Genomic DNA, 17428 nt, shown 5'->3' on the forward strand with positions numbered 1-17428 from the left:
CAGGGATGCCGTTTACCGACGGCGGTGGTCGGTGCGGGATAGGCCATCGGCAGCGGCATGTCGCCGATGGCCTGGTCTGCTACTGCGTGGTGGCTACGGCAGCCGCTCCCGTGCCTGCGGCATAACTTCCGGTCTGCGTCAGGGCGCCTGTGCTGCTATTGATGCTGTAGGTCGAGACAGTGGCGGCGTTGGAATTGGCTACGTAGACAAATTGGCCCGTGGGGTCGGCGGCCACTGCATACGGTTTACTACCGGTGGCAAAGCTTTCTACCGTGGTCAGTGCCCCTGTGCTGGTGTTGATGCTGTAGGCGGTCACGGTGTCGGCCTCCGAGTTGGCCACATAGAGGAACTTGCCCCGCGGGTCTACCGCTACCGAGCGGGGTGCCGTGCCTGCGGTGTATGTTCCCACGGTGGTCAATACTCCGGTGCTGGTGTTGATGCTATAGGCCGAAACCGTGTTGTTGAAGCTGCCGGAACCGAAGTTCGCCACATAGGCGAATTTACCGGTGGGGTCTATAGCGATTGAGCGGGGGCCTGAACCGGTTGCCACCGTGCCAATGGCCGTCAGCGTGCCGGTGCTGCTATCCACTGTGTAGGCGGAAACCGTGCCGTCGCTGTAATTGCTGGCGTAGGCGAATTTACCCGAGGGATCCACTGTGACGGAGCGCGGACTGGCTCCCGTTGCGACCGTTCCAAGTGTTGTCAAGGCGCCAGTGGTCGTGTCCACGGTGTAGCTGGAAACCGTGTTGTCGATGGAGTTGGCCACATAAGCGAATTTGCCCGAGGGAGCGAGGGCAACGGTGGTTGGGTTATTGCCGGTCGCGGAGCTGCTGCCAACAGTACTCAAGGCGCCGGTGCTGGTGTCAATGGCGTAAGTCCACAGGGTGTTGTCATTGAAGTTCACCACATAGGCAAATTTGCCCGACGGCGCAACCACGACCGAGTCAGGAGCCACGCCTGTCGCATAGGCGGTGCCTACCGAGGTCAAAGCCCCCGTGTTGGTATCGACCGTGTAGGCCGACACTGTATTTGCACCGCTATTCGCTACGTAGGCAAATCGCACTGAAGGTGTGGTGCAAGTCACCGCGATATTGGTGACGGACGCACTGGCCGTACCGCTACCGTTACTGACGGTGCAGGTCTGGCTGGGCAAGCTTGGCTGGCTACTGACTGTGACGCTATAGCTGGCCCCCACGGCCAGGGCCGTGGCCATGGTGAAACTGCCGTTTGCGGAGATGGCGAGGTTGTCGCCCGCGTTGTTTTGCAGCACCAGGCCTGAACCCGTGAGGCCGCTGACGGTGCCACCTATGCTTACGGTGCCAGAGGTACCGCTGCTACTGCCACCGCCGCCACTGCCGCAGGCGGCCAAGCTAATGGCAAGAGCTAGCGCAAAAGTAGTTGGCGCGCATGCGCGAAAGAAGCTTGTTGAGATGAGGGAGTTTTTCATGGCCTGTCTTTTTGCACAGGCAACAATTGCCGGCTTTTTAGAATACCGTGAAATTGGAATTCTTTGCGTTTGTATATGTAAACTTTACGTATTCGACGTGGTCAAAACCCCGGTTTTTAGCGGGTCAGTACATAGTCCGCCAGGTAGCGCCAGTCTGGTACGGGTACTTTTTTGGACGAGTGACAGATGCTGAGCCGGTCCAGCACGATCTCACGCCCCACGTATTCATCGGCCAGTTCCTGGCACAGCCGGGCGTTGTCCGGTTGCGCTTCGCCATAGGCCAGGCTCAGGTGGGGAAAGGGTGACAAGCCTAGCTTTGTCTGGCTGAAGGCTTGTGCCGCAGCCTGCATTCCCTTGAAGGCGGTGCAGGGGGCAAAGCGCAACACCATACAGCGGAAGAAATGCGGGCTGCATTCCACTGCCTCCACCCGCCAGCGCTGTGCCGGTATTTTGCGTGCCAGGGGCGCCAGCATGTGGCGTAGTGCGTCCAGCGGCTGGGCCAGGTCGCCCTGCACCGTCACGTGCGGGGCGAAGCGCTCGCTGCCGCGCAGGGCCGCCAGGCGATCAATCGTCTGCAGCAGCGCGGCTTCATCCGGTGCTGCGGGGCGTAGCCAGATGGAGTATTCAGCGGGCACCACCATGGGCTTATTTCCCCACGCCCGCCAGCACATCGGCCTTCAGGAAACGCTCCACAAACAGCATGAACAGTACCGATGGCACCAGCAGCAAGAGTGCGGTGATGGATGCGATCTGGTAGTTGCCTTCCATGGCCGCGTTCAGCATGGTCAGCGGCAGGGTGTGCACATCCGGCACGCCGACGAAGAAGGTGCCCGAGAACTCGTCCAGCGAGATCAGGAATACGAAGATGGCGCTGGCCATCAGCCCGGGTGCCGCCAGAGGCAGGGTCACAGTCAGGAAGGCGCGCAGCGGAGATGCACCCAGGTTGCGCGCGGCTTCCACCTGTTCCTGGTGGATGGCGGCGAATGAGGCCGAGGCGATCCACACGGCGAAGACCAGACCCTGTATGGCATGCACCAGCATGACGCCCCAGATGGTGCCGGTCAGGCCCAGGCCGTAAAAGATGCGCGCGATATTCATGTGCACCGCCACCGTAGGGAAGGCCTGCGGCAGCAGAAAGAACAGCAAAAACAGGTTGCGAAACGGCAGCGTGCGTTTGGACAAGGCGTAACCGGCGGGAATGGCCACCGCCAGGCTCAGTAGCACCGTCAGCACCGCTATCAGCAGGCTGGTGGTCAGCGCACGCATGGCGCCGGCTTCGGGGCGGAACACCTTGTTCCAGAAGGCGAAGCCCCAGCGCACCGGCAGCTTGGCCGGGAAGTACCAGGCTTCGGTGACGGTCCAGATCAGCATGTTCAGCAGCGGGCCAAAGACGGCGATGGCTAACAGGCCAATGAGCAGTACCTGCAGCAGCGAGCCCACGAAGTCCGGGGTGCGGGAATGGCTGAGCTTCATTTGGGTTGCCCGCCCGTGCGCAGACCTTGGCGCAGATAGAACCACGCGGCCACTCCGCTCATCGCAAACGCCACAAAGCCCAGCGCGTTGGCTACGCCGTAGTCGCCATAGGAGTTGACGCGCCAGGCCATGTCCACAGTCAGCAGCGTGGGCGAGCCGGCGATGATCATCATCGGCACCGACAGCGCCGACAGCATGGTCACAAAAGACAAGATCAGACTGACCCACACGGTGGCCATCACCTGCGGCAGCACGATTTCCAGCAGGATGCGCAGCCGCCCCGCACCCAGGCCACGCGCCGATTCGATCATGGAGCGGTCCATGGAGGCCATGGCTCCGCTGATCAGCAGCGCGGCAAACGGCAGCTGCTTCCACACAAAGGTGACCGCCACGCCACGCCAGTCCAGCAGGCTCATGGCATTTAGCGGCTCCACCAGGCCCGCCGCCATCAGTGCGTTGTTCAGCATGCCGTTCTTGGCCAGAAAGGTGCGCATCAGCTGGGCCGCCACCACAAAGGGAATGAACAGTGGCCAGCGGTAAATCCAGCGCAGCGCAGCTACCGCGCGCTGGTTTTCACCCAGAGTGAGATAGCCCGCAATGGCCACCGCCAGCACGCCCACCAGCGCGGTAGACAGCACGGTGACGATCGCTGTCAGTGTGATATCGCCACCATACAGTGCGAAGGCCTTGGAGAAATTACCCAGGTCCCAGCCGCCCGTGCCTTCATTACGGAAGGCATAGGTGAGTGAAAACACCAGCGGGTAGACAAACAGCAGACCCACCATCACCAAGGCGGGTAGCAGCAGGGCCAGGGCGGACAAAAGTTCGGAAGGTCTGCGGTGCATCGCTTAGCGTGCTTAGTTCTGTACCTGGGCTTCGTACTGCTCGCGCAGGTCCTTGAAATAAGGCGCCAGCGGGAAGGGCTTGCCATTGCGTGCCAGGTCGGCCGGGGTTACGTCCACGAACAGCTGGTTCCAGATCTTGGGGTCCAGTACGGGTTTGACCACATTAGCGTCAATGCCCGGGTACCAGTTGAAGCGCCGCACAATGCCGTCGGCCTGCACTTGCGGGCTGGTGGCCAGGGCGATGAATTTCTTGGCCAGTTCCACGTTCTTCGCCTTGGCCGGGATGGCGTAGTAGTAGGGCTGGCCAGGCATGCCGGGCGACAGGATTTTCAGCTTCATGTTGGGTGCCAGACGGCCCTCGGCCTTCCAGCTTTGGAACATGTCTACCCACACCGGGCCCATGGCGATTTCGCCGCGGTTCAGCATGTCCAGCGTGCCGGCGTTGCCGGGGGTGAAGACCACCTGCTGGTTGAAGCTTTTCAGGTCGGCGAAAGCCTTCTTCCAGCCGGCAGGCGACTTGCCGTCGTACGGGCCCTGCTGCACGGTCTCGGGATTGCCGCCGTAGGCATACATCCAGCCCACCACAAAGGCCACGCCCGACATGCCGCCCTTTAGACCGTTGTAGCCAAAGCTCTTGGGGTTCTTGGCCACAAAGGCACGCAGCTCGTCATAGGAAGCGGGCGGGGTCTTGATCAGGTCGGGGTTGTAGGCCAGCGCAGTCTGGCTTTCAAACATGGGCATCACGTAGCCGTCCACATTCACGCCCAGGGCCTGCTTGGCAGATTGGCTGACGGCGTACTTGCCGGTGGGGATGCTGTCTCGGTATTTCAGCAGCAGGCCGTCGCGCACCATTTCGCCGGTTTTTTGCTGATTGGGCACGATCACGTCGGTGTCCCAGGTGGCGGCGCCAGCAGCTTTCTGGGCCTGCAGTTTTTCCATCATCTTTTGCGAACCGGCATCGTCCGGGCCGGTGCCGACGACACTGACCTTGACGCCCGGGTTCAGCTTCTCGAACAGCGGGCCCAGGTAGTCGGTCACGTAGTCCACCATGTTCTGCGAGCCGCCGCTGATCACATGCAGCGTGGTGGTCTGGGCCTGTGCGCCCAGGGACAGAGTGCCCAGCGCCAGGGCAATGGAGGCAGCGAGTGTGCGGCGAAGTAGTGGCATGGAGTGCTCCTGTGTAGCAATTAAAAAAAAGGGACTCAGGCCTGTGCCGAGGCACGTGGGTAGATGTGCAGCGCGTGGGCGGGAATGCAGACGGTAACGGTGTCGCCGTTCGCCATGGGGCGCGGGTGGTCGATGAAGAATGCGCCGCATTCGGTCGTGATTTCGCAGCGGTAGCCGCCGCCCAGGTAGCTCACCTGGTGGATGCGGCCGGGTATCTGCAGGCTGTCATCGGTCTGCGCGTCGGGCGCGCCGAGACTCGCCATTTCGCTGCGGAAATGCACTTGCGCCGGGCCCTGCACCGGCGTGCTGGCGGCGCACCACACCTGGGCCTGCGGTACGCGCGGCACACGCAGCTGTACGCCGCTGTTGTCGGCCTGGGCTTCACAGTGGATGGTGTTGTCGGCCCCCATGAAGGTCGCCACGTACGGTGTTTGCGGGCGCTGGTATACGTCTTCCGGGGCGCCGATCTGGGCAATGCGGCCCTGCTCTAGTATCACCACCTGGTCGGCCATCACCATGGCTTCTTCGCGGTCGTGCGTGACCAGGATGGCGGTGACGCCCAGCGCGCGCTGGATGGATCGGATCTCGTGGCGCATCTGCAGGCGTATGCCGGCGTCCAGATTGGACAGCGGCTCGTCCAGCAGCAAGATTTCAGGCTCCACCGCCAGGGCGCGGCCCAGGGCCACGCGCTGGCGCTGCCCGCCGGACAGCTCGCCTACGCCGCGCGCACCAAAGCCTTGCAGGCCCAGCATCTGCAGCAGCTTGTCTACGCGTTGCTGGATCTCGGCGCGCGGCACGCGGCGCAGCTTCAGGCCGTAGCCAATGTTTTGCGCCACGCTCATGTGTGACCACAGCGCGTACGACTGGAACACCATCGCCATGCCACGGCGCTCGGGCGGTTCGTGCAGGATGTCCTGGCCCTTGACTGTGATGCTGCCCGCCTTGACGGGGTTGAAGCCCGACAGGGTGCGCAACAGCGTGGTCTTGCCGCAGCCCGACGCGCCCAGCAGGGCCACGAAACTGCCCGGTTCAATATCCAGGTCAATGCCTTTGAGCACTTCGTTCGCGCCATAGGCTACGCGCAGGCCGCGCACGGAAATAATCGGGTTCACAGCGGGCTTCTTTGTCGGACGTCGTTTGACTACAGCAAACGATATCCACAAAACATGACTCTTGCGTGACGGGAAAACCCTTTATCAGTGACAGTCTTGCGACAAGGCCTGCCAGGTGCTGCAGCTACAGCTGGGCGATGGCCGCGCGCAAGTCGTCCACGTTCAGCACCTCGGACAGCACCTGCGGCGCGCTGCCGGGCTTGTACAGCACATACACCGGCACACCGTTGCGGCCCAGCTGGCCCAGGGCGGCGGTGATGGCCGGGTCGCGCCGGGTCCAGTCGGCGCGCAGCAGCTGCACGTTTTTGGCGTCCAGGTCGGCCAGTACGGCGGGGTGGGCCAGGGTGGTGCGCTCGTTGTATTGGCAGGTAATACACCAGGCGGCGCTGAAGTCCACCATCACGGGCTGGCCGGCGGCCAGGGTCTGCTCGACCTGGCCCGGCTCCCAGGCTTGCCAGCGGCCATCGGCAAGGGCGCGGACAGGCGGCGCCAGTTGTGTAATGTTATGGCCGATGGCGAAGGCCAATACTGCGGTGGCCGCTATCGAAACAATAGCGTATGTGGTGTTTTTCTGGCGCAGCGTCCACAGCACCACCGCCACCCCGGCCAGTAGCGCCAGCAGGCTGGCGGCTCCCGACATGCCGCTTTGCTGGGCCAGCACCCAGACCAGCCAGGCCACCGTGGCCAGCATGGGAATCGCCAGCAGCCTGCGCAGGGTTTGCATCCAGGCGCCGGGGCGTGGCAGCAGCCGCGCGACGGCCGGGCTCAGGCTGGCGGCCAGGTAGGGCAGGGCCATGCCCATGCCCATGATGGCAAACACCGGCAGCGCCTGCACGGCGGGCAGGCCCACGGCAAAACCCAGCGAAGCCCCCATGAAGGGAGCGGTGCAGGGCGAGGCCACGGCCACCGCCAGCACGCCGGACAAAAATGCGTTCAGCGCCGGATTGCGCGCCTGCAGCGTCACCACGCGGCTGGGCAGGAACTGGCCAAATTCGAAGAGCCCGGCCAGGTTCAGCCCCACCACGGTGAACAGCACGGCCAGCCCCGCCACCACGGCCGGTGACTGCAGCTGAAAGCCCCAGCCCAGCTGTTCACCGCCCGCGCGCAGGGCCAGCATCAGCCCGCCCAGCGCCAGAAAGGACAGCACCACGCCTGCGCTGTAGGCCATGCCGTCCACGCGGTGGCCCCGGCGGTCACCGGCATGCTGCGCAAAGCCCATGACCTTGATGGCCAGCACCGGGAACACGCAGGGCATCAGGTTCAGTATCAAGCCACCCAGCAGCGCACCCAGCAGGGCTGCGCCCCAGGTCAGGCTGGGGGCTGTGGGGATTTGCGATGCCGCGCTGTTCGCCTGCAAGGCGGCGGCCAGGGCGGGCGACACCGTGGGTACGGCGGCCACGGCCGGCCAGCGGCCGCTCACATTGGCCAGCGTGCGAAAGCCCCGACGGGGCTCGCCATCGGCCGTCACCAGTACCAGCGGCATTTCGTCCGGGCTTTGACTGCGCTGGGCGGACAGAGGCACGTCGGCAGTCCACACATCGCCTTCCCAGTTCTGGGTGGGTTCGGCCGCGGTTTCGGTGATTTCTGGGGTTTCGGGGAACAGTTGCAGTGTTTTGCCGCGTATTTCGGGCGGCAGGTCGGTCACGCTGACGCGCAGGGTGTTGCCCTTGAGCACCACATTGCTGCGCGCCACCAGCGGTTCGGGCTGGGCAGCTTGTGCGGCGTTAAAGGCGGCAGCGTTCAGTCCGGTGGAGCTTTTCACCGAGATCTTCAGTACAAAGTCGCCTTCTTGCGGAATGCATTCCTTGCGGCAGACCAGCCAGGCGGCGTGCAGCTTGACCTCCAGGTCGCTGGCCAGCAGCGAGGGCTTGAAGGCCGGGGTGATGGTCAGTGGCACGGGTAGCAGCACCGTACCCTCGTAGCCGTAGTTGGCCAGTGTGCCCACCGGAATCTTGTGCGGCAGCGGCCAGGCGATGTCGCCGGCGGTGACGCCAGGCGGCAGGGTCCAGCTCAACGTGGTGGGCAGGCCGGAGTCGCCGGCGTTCTTCCAGTAGGTGTGCCACTCGGGCTGGTGGCTGATCTGCAAGCCCACCCAGACCGGCTGGCCGGGCACCGCACCCTGTGGTGCGTGGGCCACCAGCTCGGCGTGCACCTGTTCGGTGTTGACTGTGGATTTTTGGGCGTTTGCGCTGATGGATATTGCGCTGGCAGCTATGAAAACGAGAGCGGTAAGGAGGCGATGCAGCATGGTGGGGCCAGAGTATGCCGGGTCGGAGCCTGTGCGCCCGGCAAAGTTCCGGAGTCTAGCCCGCGTCGAATACCGGCGGCAGCTTCTTTGGTGCCTTGATACGCAACTGCTTGTGCACACTTTCCCGGCCAAACACCACTTCGATATCGGCCACTGCCACGCCAAAAAGCGGTGCCAGAAAGCGCACCATGTGGTCAGTGGCCTTGCCGTTTTTTGGCGTGGCCGTCACGCTGACCTTCAGTTGCGTGCCCATGGGCTTGGCGATCGCGTCACAGCAGGCCGAGGGCTTGCCCAGGATGTTGACGATCAGTACATCACCGTCCCAGGCGAAGAAGCTGTCACCGGTGGCGTTACGGGGCTGTTGCATGGCCAGATTTTAGGCCGGCCCGTTTCCTGGCTCGGGCCGCTCAGAGCCCTTCCACAAAGTTGGCCACGGTGTCCATCACTTGGGTGGGGTTGCTGCTGTTCATTTGGGTATTGATGGATGCCACGCCATGCTCCGCGCCGTGTACCCGCTTCAGTACCAGCCGGCCACCGCAACTGGTCCAGCTGTCGATATTGCCGCTGGTGCTGTAGTTGTTGGCATCCAGCGTCTGCCCGCATAGCAGCGTTGTGCGGGTCTGCTGCTGCAGCATTTCGGCGATGACGGTGTTGTTGTCCCACGCCGGGAGCGAGGCGAGCACGACCGCCGGGTTGATGGTCCAGCTGGGCGCGGCCCAGGCGCCGGTGGTCTGCATCACCTCGTCGCTGTCGCCGATGATGCCCATATAGGGTTTTGCCGCGCTGCCCGGCTGGCAAGGAGTGGCCGGCCGGTTGAAGGTGGTGGACGCCGGGCCGGCCAGCGACACATAGCTGGAAAAGGTGCTGGGTGATTCGCACCACATGCGGTTGGTCATCACCCCGCCCATGGAGTGCCCCATCAGCGTGATGGTGTCGATGCCGTAGTCGCTGCGTATCTGCGCCGCCAGGGCCTGCAGAAAAGCCTTGTCATCCTGGCCTGACCGCATGGCGTAGTTGGTCCAGGTGGTGGCGCCCTCCTGTCCGTCTATGTGCTGGCCCTGGGGCAGCACCAACATGACATGGTGGGCTTGCAGCCAGGCCCAGTTGATGGTGGTGTTGCTGGCGCTGTCTGCCGTGCTGTTCAACCCCAGCTGGTAGGCGATGGCCGTCTTGTTGCCGCCGCCACCATGCAGCGCCACGATGGCCCGGGTGGCGCCCACCGGCTTGTAGATGTCCACAGCATGCGGAAAGCCACTGACTGTGGTCTGCTGCAGCTTCTCTGCGTCTACCGTGGTGGGGCTGCTGGATGTATCTCCGCTGCCACCGCCGCAGGCCGCGAGGGTGGTCAGCGTGGCCAGCACCGTGCTGCGCCCCGCTGACAGGAGCCGGATGTGGGAGAAGAGGGGTTTGGGCATGGTCGTCAATCCGTGGTCACGAGTGGAACCACGATTGTGCAAATGCCGGCCAGCCCGCGACGCTACGTTGCGTGACGAAATATGACACGCTTGTAGCATGCACGGCCCGCTGTGCGGCCCGCAGCCAGCCTGCTCAGTTCGGGTTCTTCAGCCTTAGCAGCCCCAGACCCAGCAGGCCAAAGGCGCCGCCGGTGACGCGGTTGAACACCTGGGCGCGGCGAGGGGTGGAAAACCAGCCCTGCAAGCGTGTGGCCATTAGCGAATAGACCACGTGTGAAGACAAAGCGCAGGCGGTAAATACGCTGGTCAGCTCCAGAAATTGCGGCAGCATGGGGGCGTCCAGGCGCAGGAATTGTGGAAACAGCGCGGTGAAGAACAAAATGCTCTTGGGGTTGGTCAGCGACACCAGCAGGCCCTGGCGGGCCAGCGCAAAGCGGGACTTGTGTTGCTGTGCCTGGGCCTGGGCGGCTTTGCTGAACACCGAGCCGGGATTAGTCCATTGGCGGTAGCCCAGGTACATCAGATATAGCGCGCCGGCGGTCTTCAACCCGGCAAACAGCCAAGCCGAGGTATGCAGCAAGGTGCCCAGCCCTGCCATGGCAATGCCAGACACCGTAAAAACCCCGATCGCGCTACCCACCGAGCTGCCTAGCAGCGTCTTGCGCAAGCCCCAGGCGATGGTGTTGGACACCGCCAATAACACGGCCGGGCCGGGAGTGAAGGCGGTAACCAGGGAAATGGTGATGAAAAGGAGCCAGGTGGTCGTGGTCATGGTGGGCTTGAGCGAACATGCGGGAGCATGGAATCTACCCGATTTGGTTGTTTGGTAGGGTCCCGCGCTGTGTATTAGTTGCCTGAAAAGCCAGGTTTCGGGAGGGCATTGCAAAGCGCAGGTAAATTGAGGGTTAACCCTAGTAAAACCCCTTGTGGCCCTGCAGAGACAGGCCTATAACGGAGTCGGTTGCAGCTTTATGGCACCCGTAGCAACCAGCATCTGGCAGACGTACAGCGCCGCAGACACAACACAGGGTGCGGTTTTGAAAGGTTCCCATGTCAGACGGCTCTCTCCCCACATTCCGCTTCCCCGCAGGTACGCATATCGTTCAGGTCCAGCCCCCGCAGCACGGCCCGGTGACGTTGGAGTCGCCCGCCATGGAAGTGTTTACCGACTTGGCGCAGATCCGCGCCGCCACGGTGCAGCCGCAAACCTCGCTGGACCAGTCCGAACTGAAAATGATCTACCAGGGCGTGCGCCTGCTGTTCGTGGTGTCCGACATGCCCTCGGTGGACGGCATCCTGACATCGGCCGATATCGCCGGTGACAAACCCATGCGCCTGGTGCACCAACGCCAGATCAAGCACGAAGACCTGACCGCCTCCGACGTGATGACGCCGCTGGCCGAGATTGACGCCATCACCTTCGCTGCGCTGCAGCGCTCCACCGTGGCGGAGGTTGTTGCTACCCTGGTGCAGCGCGGTCGCCCGCACCTGCTGGTGATCGACACTGCCGACGGTGCGCCGCGTATCCGTGGTCTGGTGTCGCAAACCCAGGTGGAGCGCCAACTGGGCCATCCCTTGCCAGTGACGGCCATGGCGCAGACCTTCTCCGAGCTGGAGCAGGTGCTGGCGGGGCATTGATAGTCGCGCGTCGCAGCGCGACGCGAACCTTAGACGATGCCTGCACCCAGGGCTGGGAACACATCGGTGAACAGCAGGGTGATCAGTTGCTGCCCGGCCGGTGTGGACCAGTCCTGCGCAATCTCCGCCATCAGCGTGTTGGTGGCGGTCAGCACCACGCCTGCGTCGTGCATGCGCTGGCGCGAAAACTCTTCGGACAAGTCGCTGGGGGAGCCAGACGCATCCATCACGGCCTGCACGTTGAAGCCTTCTAGCGCGGCATCAATGGCTGGGAAGATCAGGCACACGTCGGTGGTGACGCCAGCCATGATCAGGTTTTTGCGGCCGGTCGCCAGCACCGCGTTGCGGAAGTCGGCGTAGGCCCAGGCATTCACTACGCCGGGGCGCTTGACGCGGGCTGCATGCGCTTCGGGCAGGATGTTGGCGATTTCCGGCAGGATCGGGCCTTGGGCGTTGGTTTCCTGGCTGGACGTGATGACCACCGGCATATTGAGTATCTTGGCCATCTTGGCCAGAGCAATCGACTGCTTGGCGGCCAGCTCCTTGTCAATGTTCTTGATCAGTTGCATGGTGCCGACCTGGTGGTCGATCAGCAGCAAGGCAGTGTTGTCGGCGGTGAATCGTTCAACTTTCATGGTGTAACTCCTAGGTAGTGAATGGAACGGGGCGCGTGGAATACCCGCCCCGGGAAGGGTGGCGAGCTGTTACAGCTTTCCCATATCGCCACGGTGGTAAGCGGCGGTAGCCGCGACAAGGTCCTGTTGGCTCGCAAAAGCCATGGGCCCGTTGGAAAAAATAGCTTGGTGCAGTGGTGCGCCGATGAACACGGCGACCTGGGCGCGCGCAGCCGGGGCGGCTAGCGTGTGCGTCCTGGCCTCGGCGTAGACGGGCAGGATCGGGGCGCCGAGATCGTCCAGACCGAAGCCTTGGCCATCCAGCGCTGCGCTGCCCGCGATCGGCATGAAAAAGGCGCGCTGCCCTGCAGGCACCGGCAGCACCAGCTCAGCGCCCGCCTCCAGCGTGATGTCCAGCAAAGTGGCTGCGGTGGGCGGCGCCAGCGGCGAGTGCAGACCGCCAAAGCTGCCCAAGGGCACGCGAACCTGGACGCCGGGGCGCTGCACCACGGGTACGTTTTGCGGGGCCAGCGTCAACGCGAACGGCGCTGCGTTCTGCCGGTCCTGCGGCAGGTTGACGAAGATTTGCAGCAGGTGCGCGGTGCGCCCTGGCACTGCAGGGTTTTCTTCGTGCACCACGCCGCTGCCAGCGGCGGTCCAATGCAGGCCGCCTGGCTCGATCAATGTGCGATTGCCCTGCGAGTCGCGGTTGGCAATACCGGTTTCCGAGTCGAGGAACAAGTACGTCACCGCCGAAAAGCCAGCGTGCGGATGCGGCGGAAACGTGGGTGCGCCCATCCAGGCGTGGTCTATGCCCATGAAAGGGTCCAGCGGTGCAGCTCCAGAGGCATGCAGGCGGTAGGCCTGGAAATGCGGGCCCCGGTGGGCGTGCTGCATGCGGGCGATGGGGATAGTCATGGTGGATTTCTTCTGGTGCGGATGCGATGGGTGTATCTTCGATTAATCCTCCTAAGAGATAAATACGTAAAAATGGCAATCATTGATCCATAAATGGCGTAATCAAGATGGAAATGCTGAACGACATGGCCTTGTTTGTGGAGGTCGCCCAGGCGCGCAGCTTTCGCCGCGCGGCCGACGCCACGGGGGTGCCGAACTCCACGTTGTCCAGGCGCATCAGCGCCCTGGAGAGGGCGATTGGCCTGCGCCTGCTGCACCGCACCACCCGCAAGGTGGAGTTGACCGAAGCCGGGCAGCTGTACTACGAGCGCTGCCGGCGCATCGTGGACGAGGCGCGCATCGCCCACGAGCAATTGGGCGAAATGCTGGCGCAGCCCAGCGGCGTGCTGCGCGCGTCGCTGCCGGTGGACTTTGCAACCATCTACCTGGCGCCGCTGATTGCCGAATTTGCGCGTCGCTACCCCGGCATCCGCTTTGATTTAGACCTCACGCACCGCCGCGTGGACCTGGTCGCTGAACCCTTCGACGTGGCCATTCGCATGGGCGAGCTGAAGGACTCGGGCCTGGTTGCCCGCCTGCTGGCCCGCCTGTTGGTGCAGGCCTATGCCTCGCCGCGCTACCTGGAGATATCTGGCGAGCCCATGCACCCCAGCGACCTGGCGCGGCACGCGTGCTTGGGCTTTCCCAAGGTCGGCACATGGACGCTGCACCAGGGGGCAGAAAGCGTCGAGGTGGAGGTCGGCGGGCGCTTGCAGATCAACAGCATCGGCATGCTGCGCCGGCTGGCCACACTGGACCAGGGCGTGATCCTGCTGCCTGGGGAGATCGCTGCGGACGAGCTGGCGGCAGGCCGCCTGCGCCGGGTTTTGCCGCAGTGGCAGAGCAACCCGATACCGGTCTACGCGTTGACCGAAACCCGCTTGCTGCCGGCCAAGACGCAGCGCTTTATTGAATTCCTGCAGGAGCAGCTGGGCTCGCGGGCTGAAGGGCGGGCGTAGCCGCGGTTCTCATTGGGAGAAAGCAATTTCGCGATCGGAGGTAACCGTAGCGACGAAGTTTCGCCCGTATGTCATAACCTTCTTACGGGTACTATGGCCGGTATTGGCCCCAACCGCCTGCCGGCTTCTCGCTACGGCAGACCCAAACGGTGGGCACTCCGTTCGCGCGCACCGTTCCGACTCCGCCGCGCCAGATCAGCCTGCATTGGGCTCCGGCAGCTTGGCAATCACCTTGATCTCGAAGTCGAAGCCATACAGCCAAGTCACGCCGACACCGGTCAGTGTCGGGTGCGGCGCCTGGCCCCAGTAGTCGGGGAACACCTTCCAGATGGTCTCGAACTTGGACGCCGGATCGACGATGAAGACGGTGACGTCCACCACGTCGTCAAAAGTGCAGCCGGCGGCTTTCAGGATGGCGTTCAGGTTGTCGAAGGCTAGGCGGGTCTGTGCTTCCAGGTCGGGCTCGGGCGAACCGTCTTCGCGGCTGCCCACTTGGCCTGAAACGAATAAAAAGCCGTTGGAGCGGACTGCTGGCGAGTAGCGGTTGCGCTCGTAGAGCGCCTGGCGGCCGGGTGGGAAAACAACGTCGCGTTGGGTCATGGCTGTCCTTGTAAGGAGTAAAAGATGGAGCAACTTTAGGGCGCCATGGCCGGCGGATAAACCGGCAAGTCCACCCATCACTGTTTGTAAAATCCAAACAATCGACAGCGTCAACGTAGGGGGAGCCGCGATGGACCGTTTTGATGCCATGCAGGCCTTCGCCCGGGTGGTGGAAACCGGCAGCTTTACCAAGGCTGCCGAGACCCTGCACATGAGCAAGACCAGCGTGACGCAGCTGGTGCAGCAGCTGGAGGCGCGGCTGCGCGTGCGCCTGCTGAACCGCACCACGCGCAAGGTCAACGTCACCGCCGATGGCGCGGCTTATTACGAACGTGTGCTGCGCATCCTGGCCGACGTGGACGATGCCGAGACCAGCCTGTCCAGCGCCGCCGCCTTGCCGCGTGGCCGGCTGCGGGTCGATGTGCCCAGCCCCCTGGCCCGCATGGTGTTGGTGCCGGCATTGCCGGCCTTCCACGCCCAGTACCCCGACATCCAGATCGACATGGGCGTCAGCGACCGTATGGTGGACATGATCGACGAGAGCGTGGACTGCGTGGTGCGCGGCGGCGAACTCACCGACCAGTCGCTGGTGGCCCGCCACGTTGGCGACCTGCAACTCGGCGTGTACGCCGCACCCAGCTACTTGGCTCAGGTCGGTACACCGCTGCACCCGCAGGAGCTGGAGGACACGCAGCACCGTGTGGTTGGCTTCCTGTGGGTGCGCAGCGGCAAGACCTATCCCTATGCAATGCGCCGCGACGGCGAGAGTGTCAAGGTGCAAGGCCGCTACGTGTTCTCGGTGGATGATGGCAATGCCTACTTGGCGGCCGGTCTGGCCGGTGTGGGCGTGCTATGGCTACCGGACTACATGGCCAAGCCGCACCTGACAAGTGGGGAACTGGTGCCCCTGTTTGTGGGCTGGCGCCTGGACCCGATGCCGCTCTACCTGGCTTTCCCGCCGAACCGGTATGTCAGTAGCAAGCTGCGGGTGTTTATCGACTGGGTCGTCGGGCTAATGCAACAGCATGCGCCTGTTGCCGAGCGGCAGGTTGCGTGAGCATGGCGCTGGGGGCTGGTTTTTAGATAAATCAGCCTTTAGCGCAATATCCACCTGTGGAAGATGCTACTAAAAATGTAGTGTTTTATGGCAATTGTGGTCACGTGCCAAAGCTATCCACGGCTATGCGATCACAACCGCAGGAACGCCAGCAGCGCATCGTTGAACGCTTGCGCGTGCGAAACGTTAAAGCCATTGCGGTGCACCGCTCGCTTTTACCAACTGGCTATGGTGCACCGCGTGGTGGGTGCGCAGGCCCGAGCCTTCGATGGGTACGATAGCATCTGCCTCGCCATGGATGACGAGCGTTGGCACGGTTATGCGCTGCAGGTCTGCGCGGAAGTCGGTGGTGCCGAAGGCGTCCATGCACGCTAAGGCCGCATACTGCGCCGACTGGTGGCACAGGGCGATGGCGTTGCTGCGCTGCGACTCTGTGACCTGCAGCACACCGTGGGCCGAGAAGAAGTCCTGGGTGACATGCGCGAAGAAGGCGTCGCGGTCTCGCTCCAGCGCATTCCTGCTTTGTTGTGCTTTGTGCGTGAGCGGACCATCGGGGGGGCGGCCGTTTGCATCAGGTAGGGCGGCACGGCAGCGGCAAACACCTGGCTGTGCAGGCGTGATTCGCCATGCCGCGCGATGTAGCGGGCCACCTCGCCCCCCGCCCATCGAGAAGCCCACCAGCGTCACGTCCTGCAACTCGCAGTGGTCCAGGACCCGCTGCAGATCGTCGGCCAGCAGGGACTTGACTTCGCGCTCCGATTCCTCGGGGTCCAGCGCGGTTTGTGTTGCAGGGTCCGGGTCTTGCGAGGGAATGCCGTGACCTGGACGGGCTTGCGTGGCGAGTTGTTGGCTGTATGCATGAATGTCTCCTGGGTGGTGGAGCGCGCATGCGTACCGCGCGAGGGCGATGGAGACAGACTTATTGGTAGCCGACGCCCATCACGTAGTCGCGCAGCAGCGCCTCTTCGTGGTTGCCTGCGGCCAGTAGCGCACGCAGTCCGTCGCGGGAGTTCACGACCCCCAGCAGCTTGCCGTCCGAGCGCACCAGCAGCACGTGGATGAGCCCGCGGGCATGCATCATGGTCAGAACATCGGACAGCAAGTCTTCTGGTGCGCAAGTGGTGAACCCACGCGTCATCACTTCACCTGCGCGGGTGGTGAAAAAGTTCGCTTGGCCCAAGCCCAGATGCTTGATCAGGATGGTCTCCGTGATCGTGCCCAGGGGGGCTCCCCCGGCATCGCACACCACCACGGTGCTGATTTGCGCCTCGGACAACAGCGCGGCCACTTCGACCAGTTGGCTGTCCGGTGATACGGTCAGCAGCCGCGAGCGGGCCACCGATTCGATGCTGCCGACCAGCAAGGGGGCCACGGTACGGGCCTCTGCCACCGCCGCAGGCGGGCTCTCGGGGGCGGTGCTTGCGGCCATAACGGACGCTAGTGTTTTCATGGGGCCAACGCAGCTTCAAGTTGCGCCTTGTTCATTGTCGAGCGGCCTTTGATGCCGCGTTGTCGGGCCTCATTGCGCAGCTGCAGCAGCGTACGTCCGCCCGGCCCCTTATGCGAGCGCAAGCCACCGCGCCGGCCCGCCGGCATATCGTTGAGTGACGAGGCGCTGGCCTCCACGGATTCGCCGTGTTGCGCGCGTTCCTTGTTGACGACGCGTGCGGCAATTTCCTCGGCCAGGGGCTGGGGTTTGCCGCGTTTCAGCAGGCTCTCCTTGATGTGCATGTATTGGCGCTCACGTTTTGCGCTCCAGGTCTTTTGCGGCATGGCGAATCCTTGGTGTGTGGGGCAAGTGGCTTGGGGCCGGGTCTCGGAGAGTGCTGCCCTTGCGCGCTGCGTTGGACCATGGTAGTGACGAAACACCACTGTGTTTGTATGTGAATGTACAGA

Annotated in this window: 19 protein-coding genes; 3 read left to right on the forward strand and 16 right to left on the reverse strand. The window is 63.4% G+C overall.

The features are described from left to right. Window positions 1-79 precede the first annotated feature (79 nt). The 10 genes from AC07R0_RS16725 to AC07R0_RS16770 all read right to left on the reverse strand — a co-directional run bounded on the left by AC07R0_RS16725 (window position 80) and on the right by AC07R0_RS16770 (window position 10479). Window positions 80-1447 carry a lactonase family protein gene (locus tag AC07R0_RS16725; RefSeq protein ID WP_495105684.1) on the reverse strand — a complete coding sequence of 456 codons (1368 nt, stop codon included), beginning with the start codon at window positions 1445-1447 and terminating at the stop codon, window positions 80-82. 116 nt (window positions 1448-1563) lie between these two features. After that, complete coding sequence (locus AC07R0_RS16730; RefSeq protein ID WP_495105685.1) at window positions 1564-2088, reverse strand: 2'-5' RNA ligase family protein; 525 nt, start codon at window positions 2086-2088, stop codon at window positions 1564-1566. A 4-nt stretch (window positions 2089-2092) separates the two neighbouring features. Next, window positions 2093-2920, reverse strand: coding sequence for an ABC transporter permease (locus AC07R0_RS16735; protein WP_495105686.1), 828 nt, complete (start codon window positions 2918-2920; stop codon window positions 2093-2095). Next, on the reverse strand, window positions 2917-3765 hold the full coding sequence (locus AC07R0_RS16740; RefSeq protein ID WP_495105687.1) for an ABC transporter permease: 849 nt from the start codon (window positions 3763-3765) through the stop codon (window positions 2917-2919). The genes AC07R0_RS16735 and AC07R0_RS16740 overlap by 4 nt, the downstream gene beginning before the upstream one ends. A gap of 12 nt (window positions 3766-3777) precedes the next feature. Then, window positions 3778-4932 (reverse strand): ABC transporter substrate-binding protein, encoded by a 1155-nt coding sequence (locus AC07R0_RS16745; protein ID WP_495105688.1) that lies wholly within the window; start codon window positions 4930-4932, stop codon window positions 3778-3780. A 35-nt stretch (window positions 4933-4967) separates the two neighbouring features. After that, entirely contained in the window at window positions 4968-6044 is a 1077-nt protein-coding gene (locus AC07R0_RS16750) for an ABC transporter ATP-binding protein (protein WP_495105689.1), read from the reverse strand. Between the two features lie 124 nt (window positions 6045-6168). After that, window positions 6169-8292 (reverse strand): protein-disulfide reductase DsbD family protein, encoded by a 2124-nt coding sequence (locus AC07R0_RS16755; protein WP_495105690.1) that lies wholly within the window; start codon window positions 8290-8292, stop codon window positions 6169-6171. Between the two features lie 55 nt (window positions 8293-8347). Further along, window positions 8348-8659: a DUF167 domain-containing protein gene (locus AC07R0_RS16760; protein ID WP_495076763.1), complete on the reverse strand. Its 312-nt coding sequence runs from the start codon at window positions 8657-8659 to the stop codon at window positions 8348-8350. 40 nt (window positions 8660-8699) lie between these two features. After that, window positions 8700-9707, reverse strand: a complete 1008-nt coding sequence (locus AC07R0_RS16765; RefSeq protein ID WP_495105691.1) for a CE1 family esterase — start codon at window positions 9705-9707, stop codon at window positions 8700-8702. 133 nt (window positions 9708-9840) lie between these two features. Next, window positions 9841-10479: a LysE family translocator gene (locus AC07R0_RS16770; RefSeq protein WP_495076761.1), complete on the reverse strand. Its 639-nt coding sequence runs from the start codon at window positions 10477-10479 to the stop codon at window positions 9841-9843. Between the two features lie 278 nt (window positions 10480-10757). On the opposite strand from AC07R0_RS16770, the gene AC07R0_RS16775 reads away from it, so the two are divergent. Next, window positions 10758-11345: a CBS domain-containing protein gene (locus tag AC07R0_RS16775; protein ID WP_495105692.1), complete on the forward strand. Its 588-nt coding sequence runs from the start codon at window positions 10758-10760 to the stop codon at window positions 11343-11345. Window positions 11346-11374: 29 nt separating this feature from the next. On the opposite strand, the gene AC07R0_RS16780 is transcribed toward AC07R0_RS16775, so the two are convergent. Together AC07R0_RS16780 and AC07R0_RS16785 are read right to left on the reverse strand one after the other, a co-directional pair. Continuing rightward, window positions 11375-11980 (reverse strand): isochorismatase family protein, encoded by a 606-nt coding sequence (locus AC07R0_RS16780; RefSeq protein WP_495105693.1) that lies wholly within the window; start codon window positions 11978-11980, stop codon window positions 11375-11377. A 69-nt stretch (window positions 11981-12049) separates the two neighbouring features. Continuing rightward, on the reverse strand, window positions 12050-12877 hold the full coding sequence (locus AC07R0_RS16785; protein ID WP_495105694.1) for a pirin family protein: 828 nt from the start codon (window positions 12875-12877) through the stop codon (window positions 12050-12052). Between the two features lie 107 nt (window positions 12878-12984). Between AC07R0_RS16785 and AC07R0_RS16790 the strand changes: the two genes are divergently transcribed. Next, window positions 12985-13875, forward strand: coding sequence for a LysR family transcriptional regulator (locus AC07R0_RS16790; RefSeq protein ID WP_495105695.1), 891 nt, complete (start codon window positions 12985-12987; stop codon window positions 13873-13875). A 195-nt stretch (window positions 13876-14070) separates the two neighbouring features. Here the strand turns inward: AC07R0_RS16790 and AC07R0_RS16795 are convergent, their stop codons facing one another. Beyond that, entirely contained in the window at window positions 14071-14475 is a 405-nt protein-coding gene (locus tag AC07R0_RS16795; protein WP_495076756.1) for a RidA family protein, read from the reverse strand. 130 nt (window positions 14476-14605) lie between these two features. Here AC07R0_RS16795 and AC07R0_RS16800 point away from each other — a divergent pair, with 130 nt between their 5' ends. Further along, window positions 14606-15532, forward strand: a complete 927-nt coding sequence (locus AC07R0_RS16800) for a LysR family transcriptional regulator (protein WP_495105696.1) — start codon at window positions 14606-14608, stop codon at window positions 15530-15532. A gap of 186 nt (window positions 15533-15718) precedes the next feature. Here AC07R0_RS16800 and AC07R0_RS16805 read toward each other — a convergent pair whose 3' ends face one another. From AC07R0_RS16805 to AC07R0_RS16815, 3 genes are read right to left on the reverse strand one after another with little or no spacing between them, the layout of a single operon-like run. After that, window positions 15719-16441, reverse strand: a complete 723-nt coding sequence (locus tag AC07R0_RS16805) for an alpha/beta fold hydrolase (protein WP_495105779.1) — start codon at window positions 16439-16441, stop codon at window positions 15719-15721. A 10-nt stretch (window positions 16442-16451) separates the two neighbouring features. Beyond that, a complete protein-coding gene (locus AC07R0_RS16810; protein WP_495105697.1) occupies window positions 16452-16982 on the reverse strand; it encodes a CBS domain-containing protein in 531 nt (176 codons plus the stop codon). After that, window positions 16979-17305 (reverse strand): plasmid stabilization protein, encoded by a 327-nt coding sequence (locus AC07R0_RS16815; RefSeq protein ID WP_495098556.1) that lies wholly within the window; start codon window positions 17303-17305, stop codon window positions 16979-16981. Before AC07R0_RS16815 ends, AC07R0_RS16810 begins: the two co-directional genes overlap by 4 nt. Window positions 17306-17428: the final 123 nt, after the last annotated feature.

The organism is Rhodoferax sp. GW821-FHT07F03, from assembly GCF_059418745.1.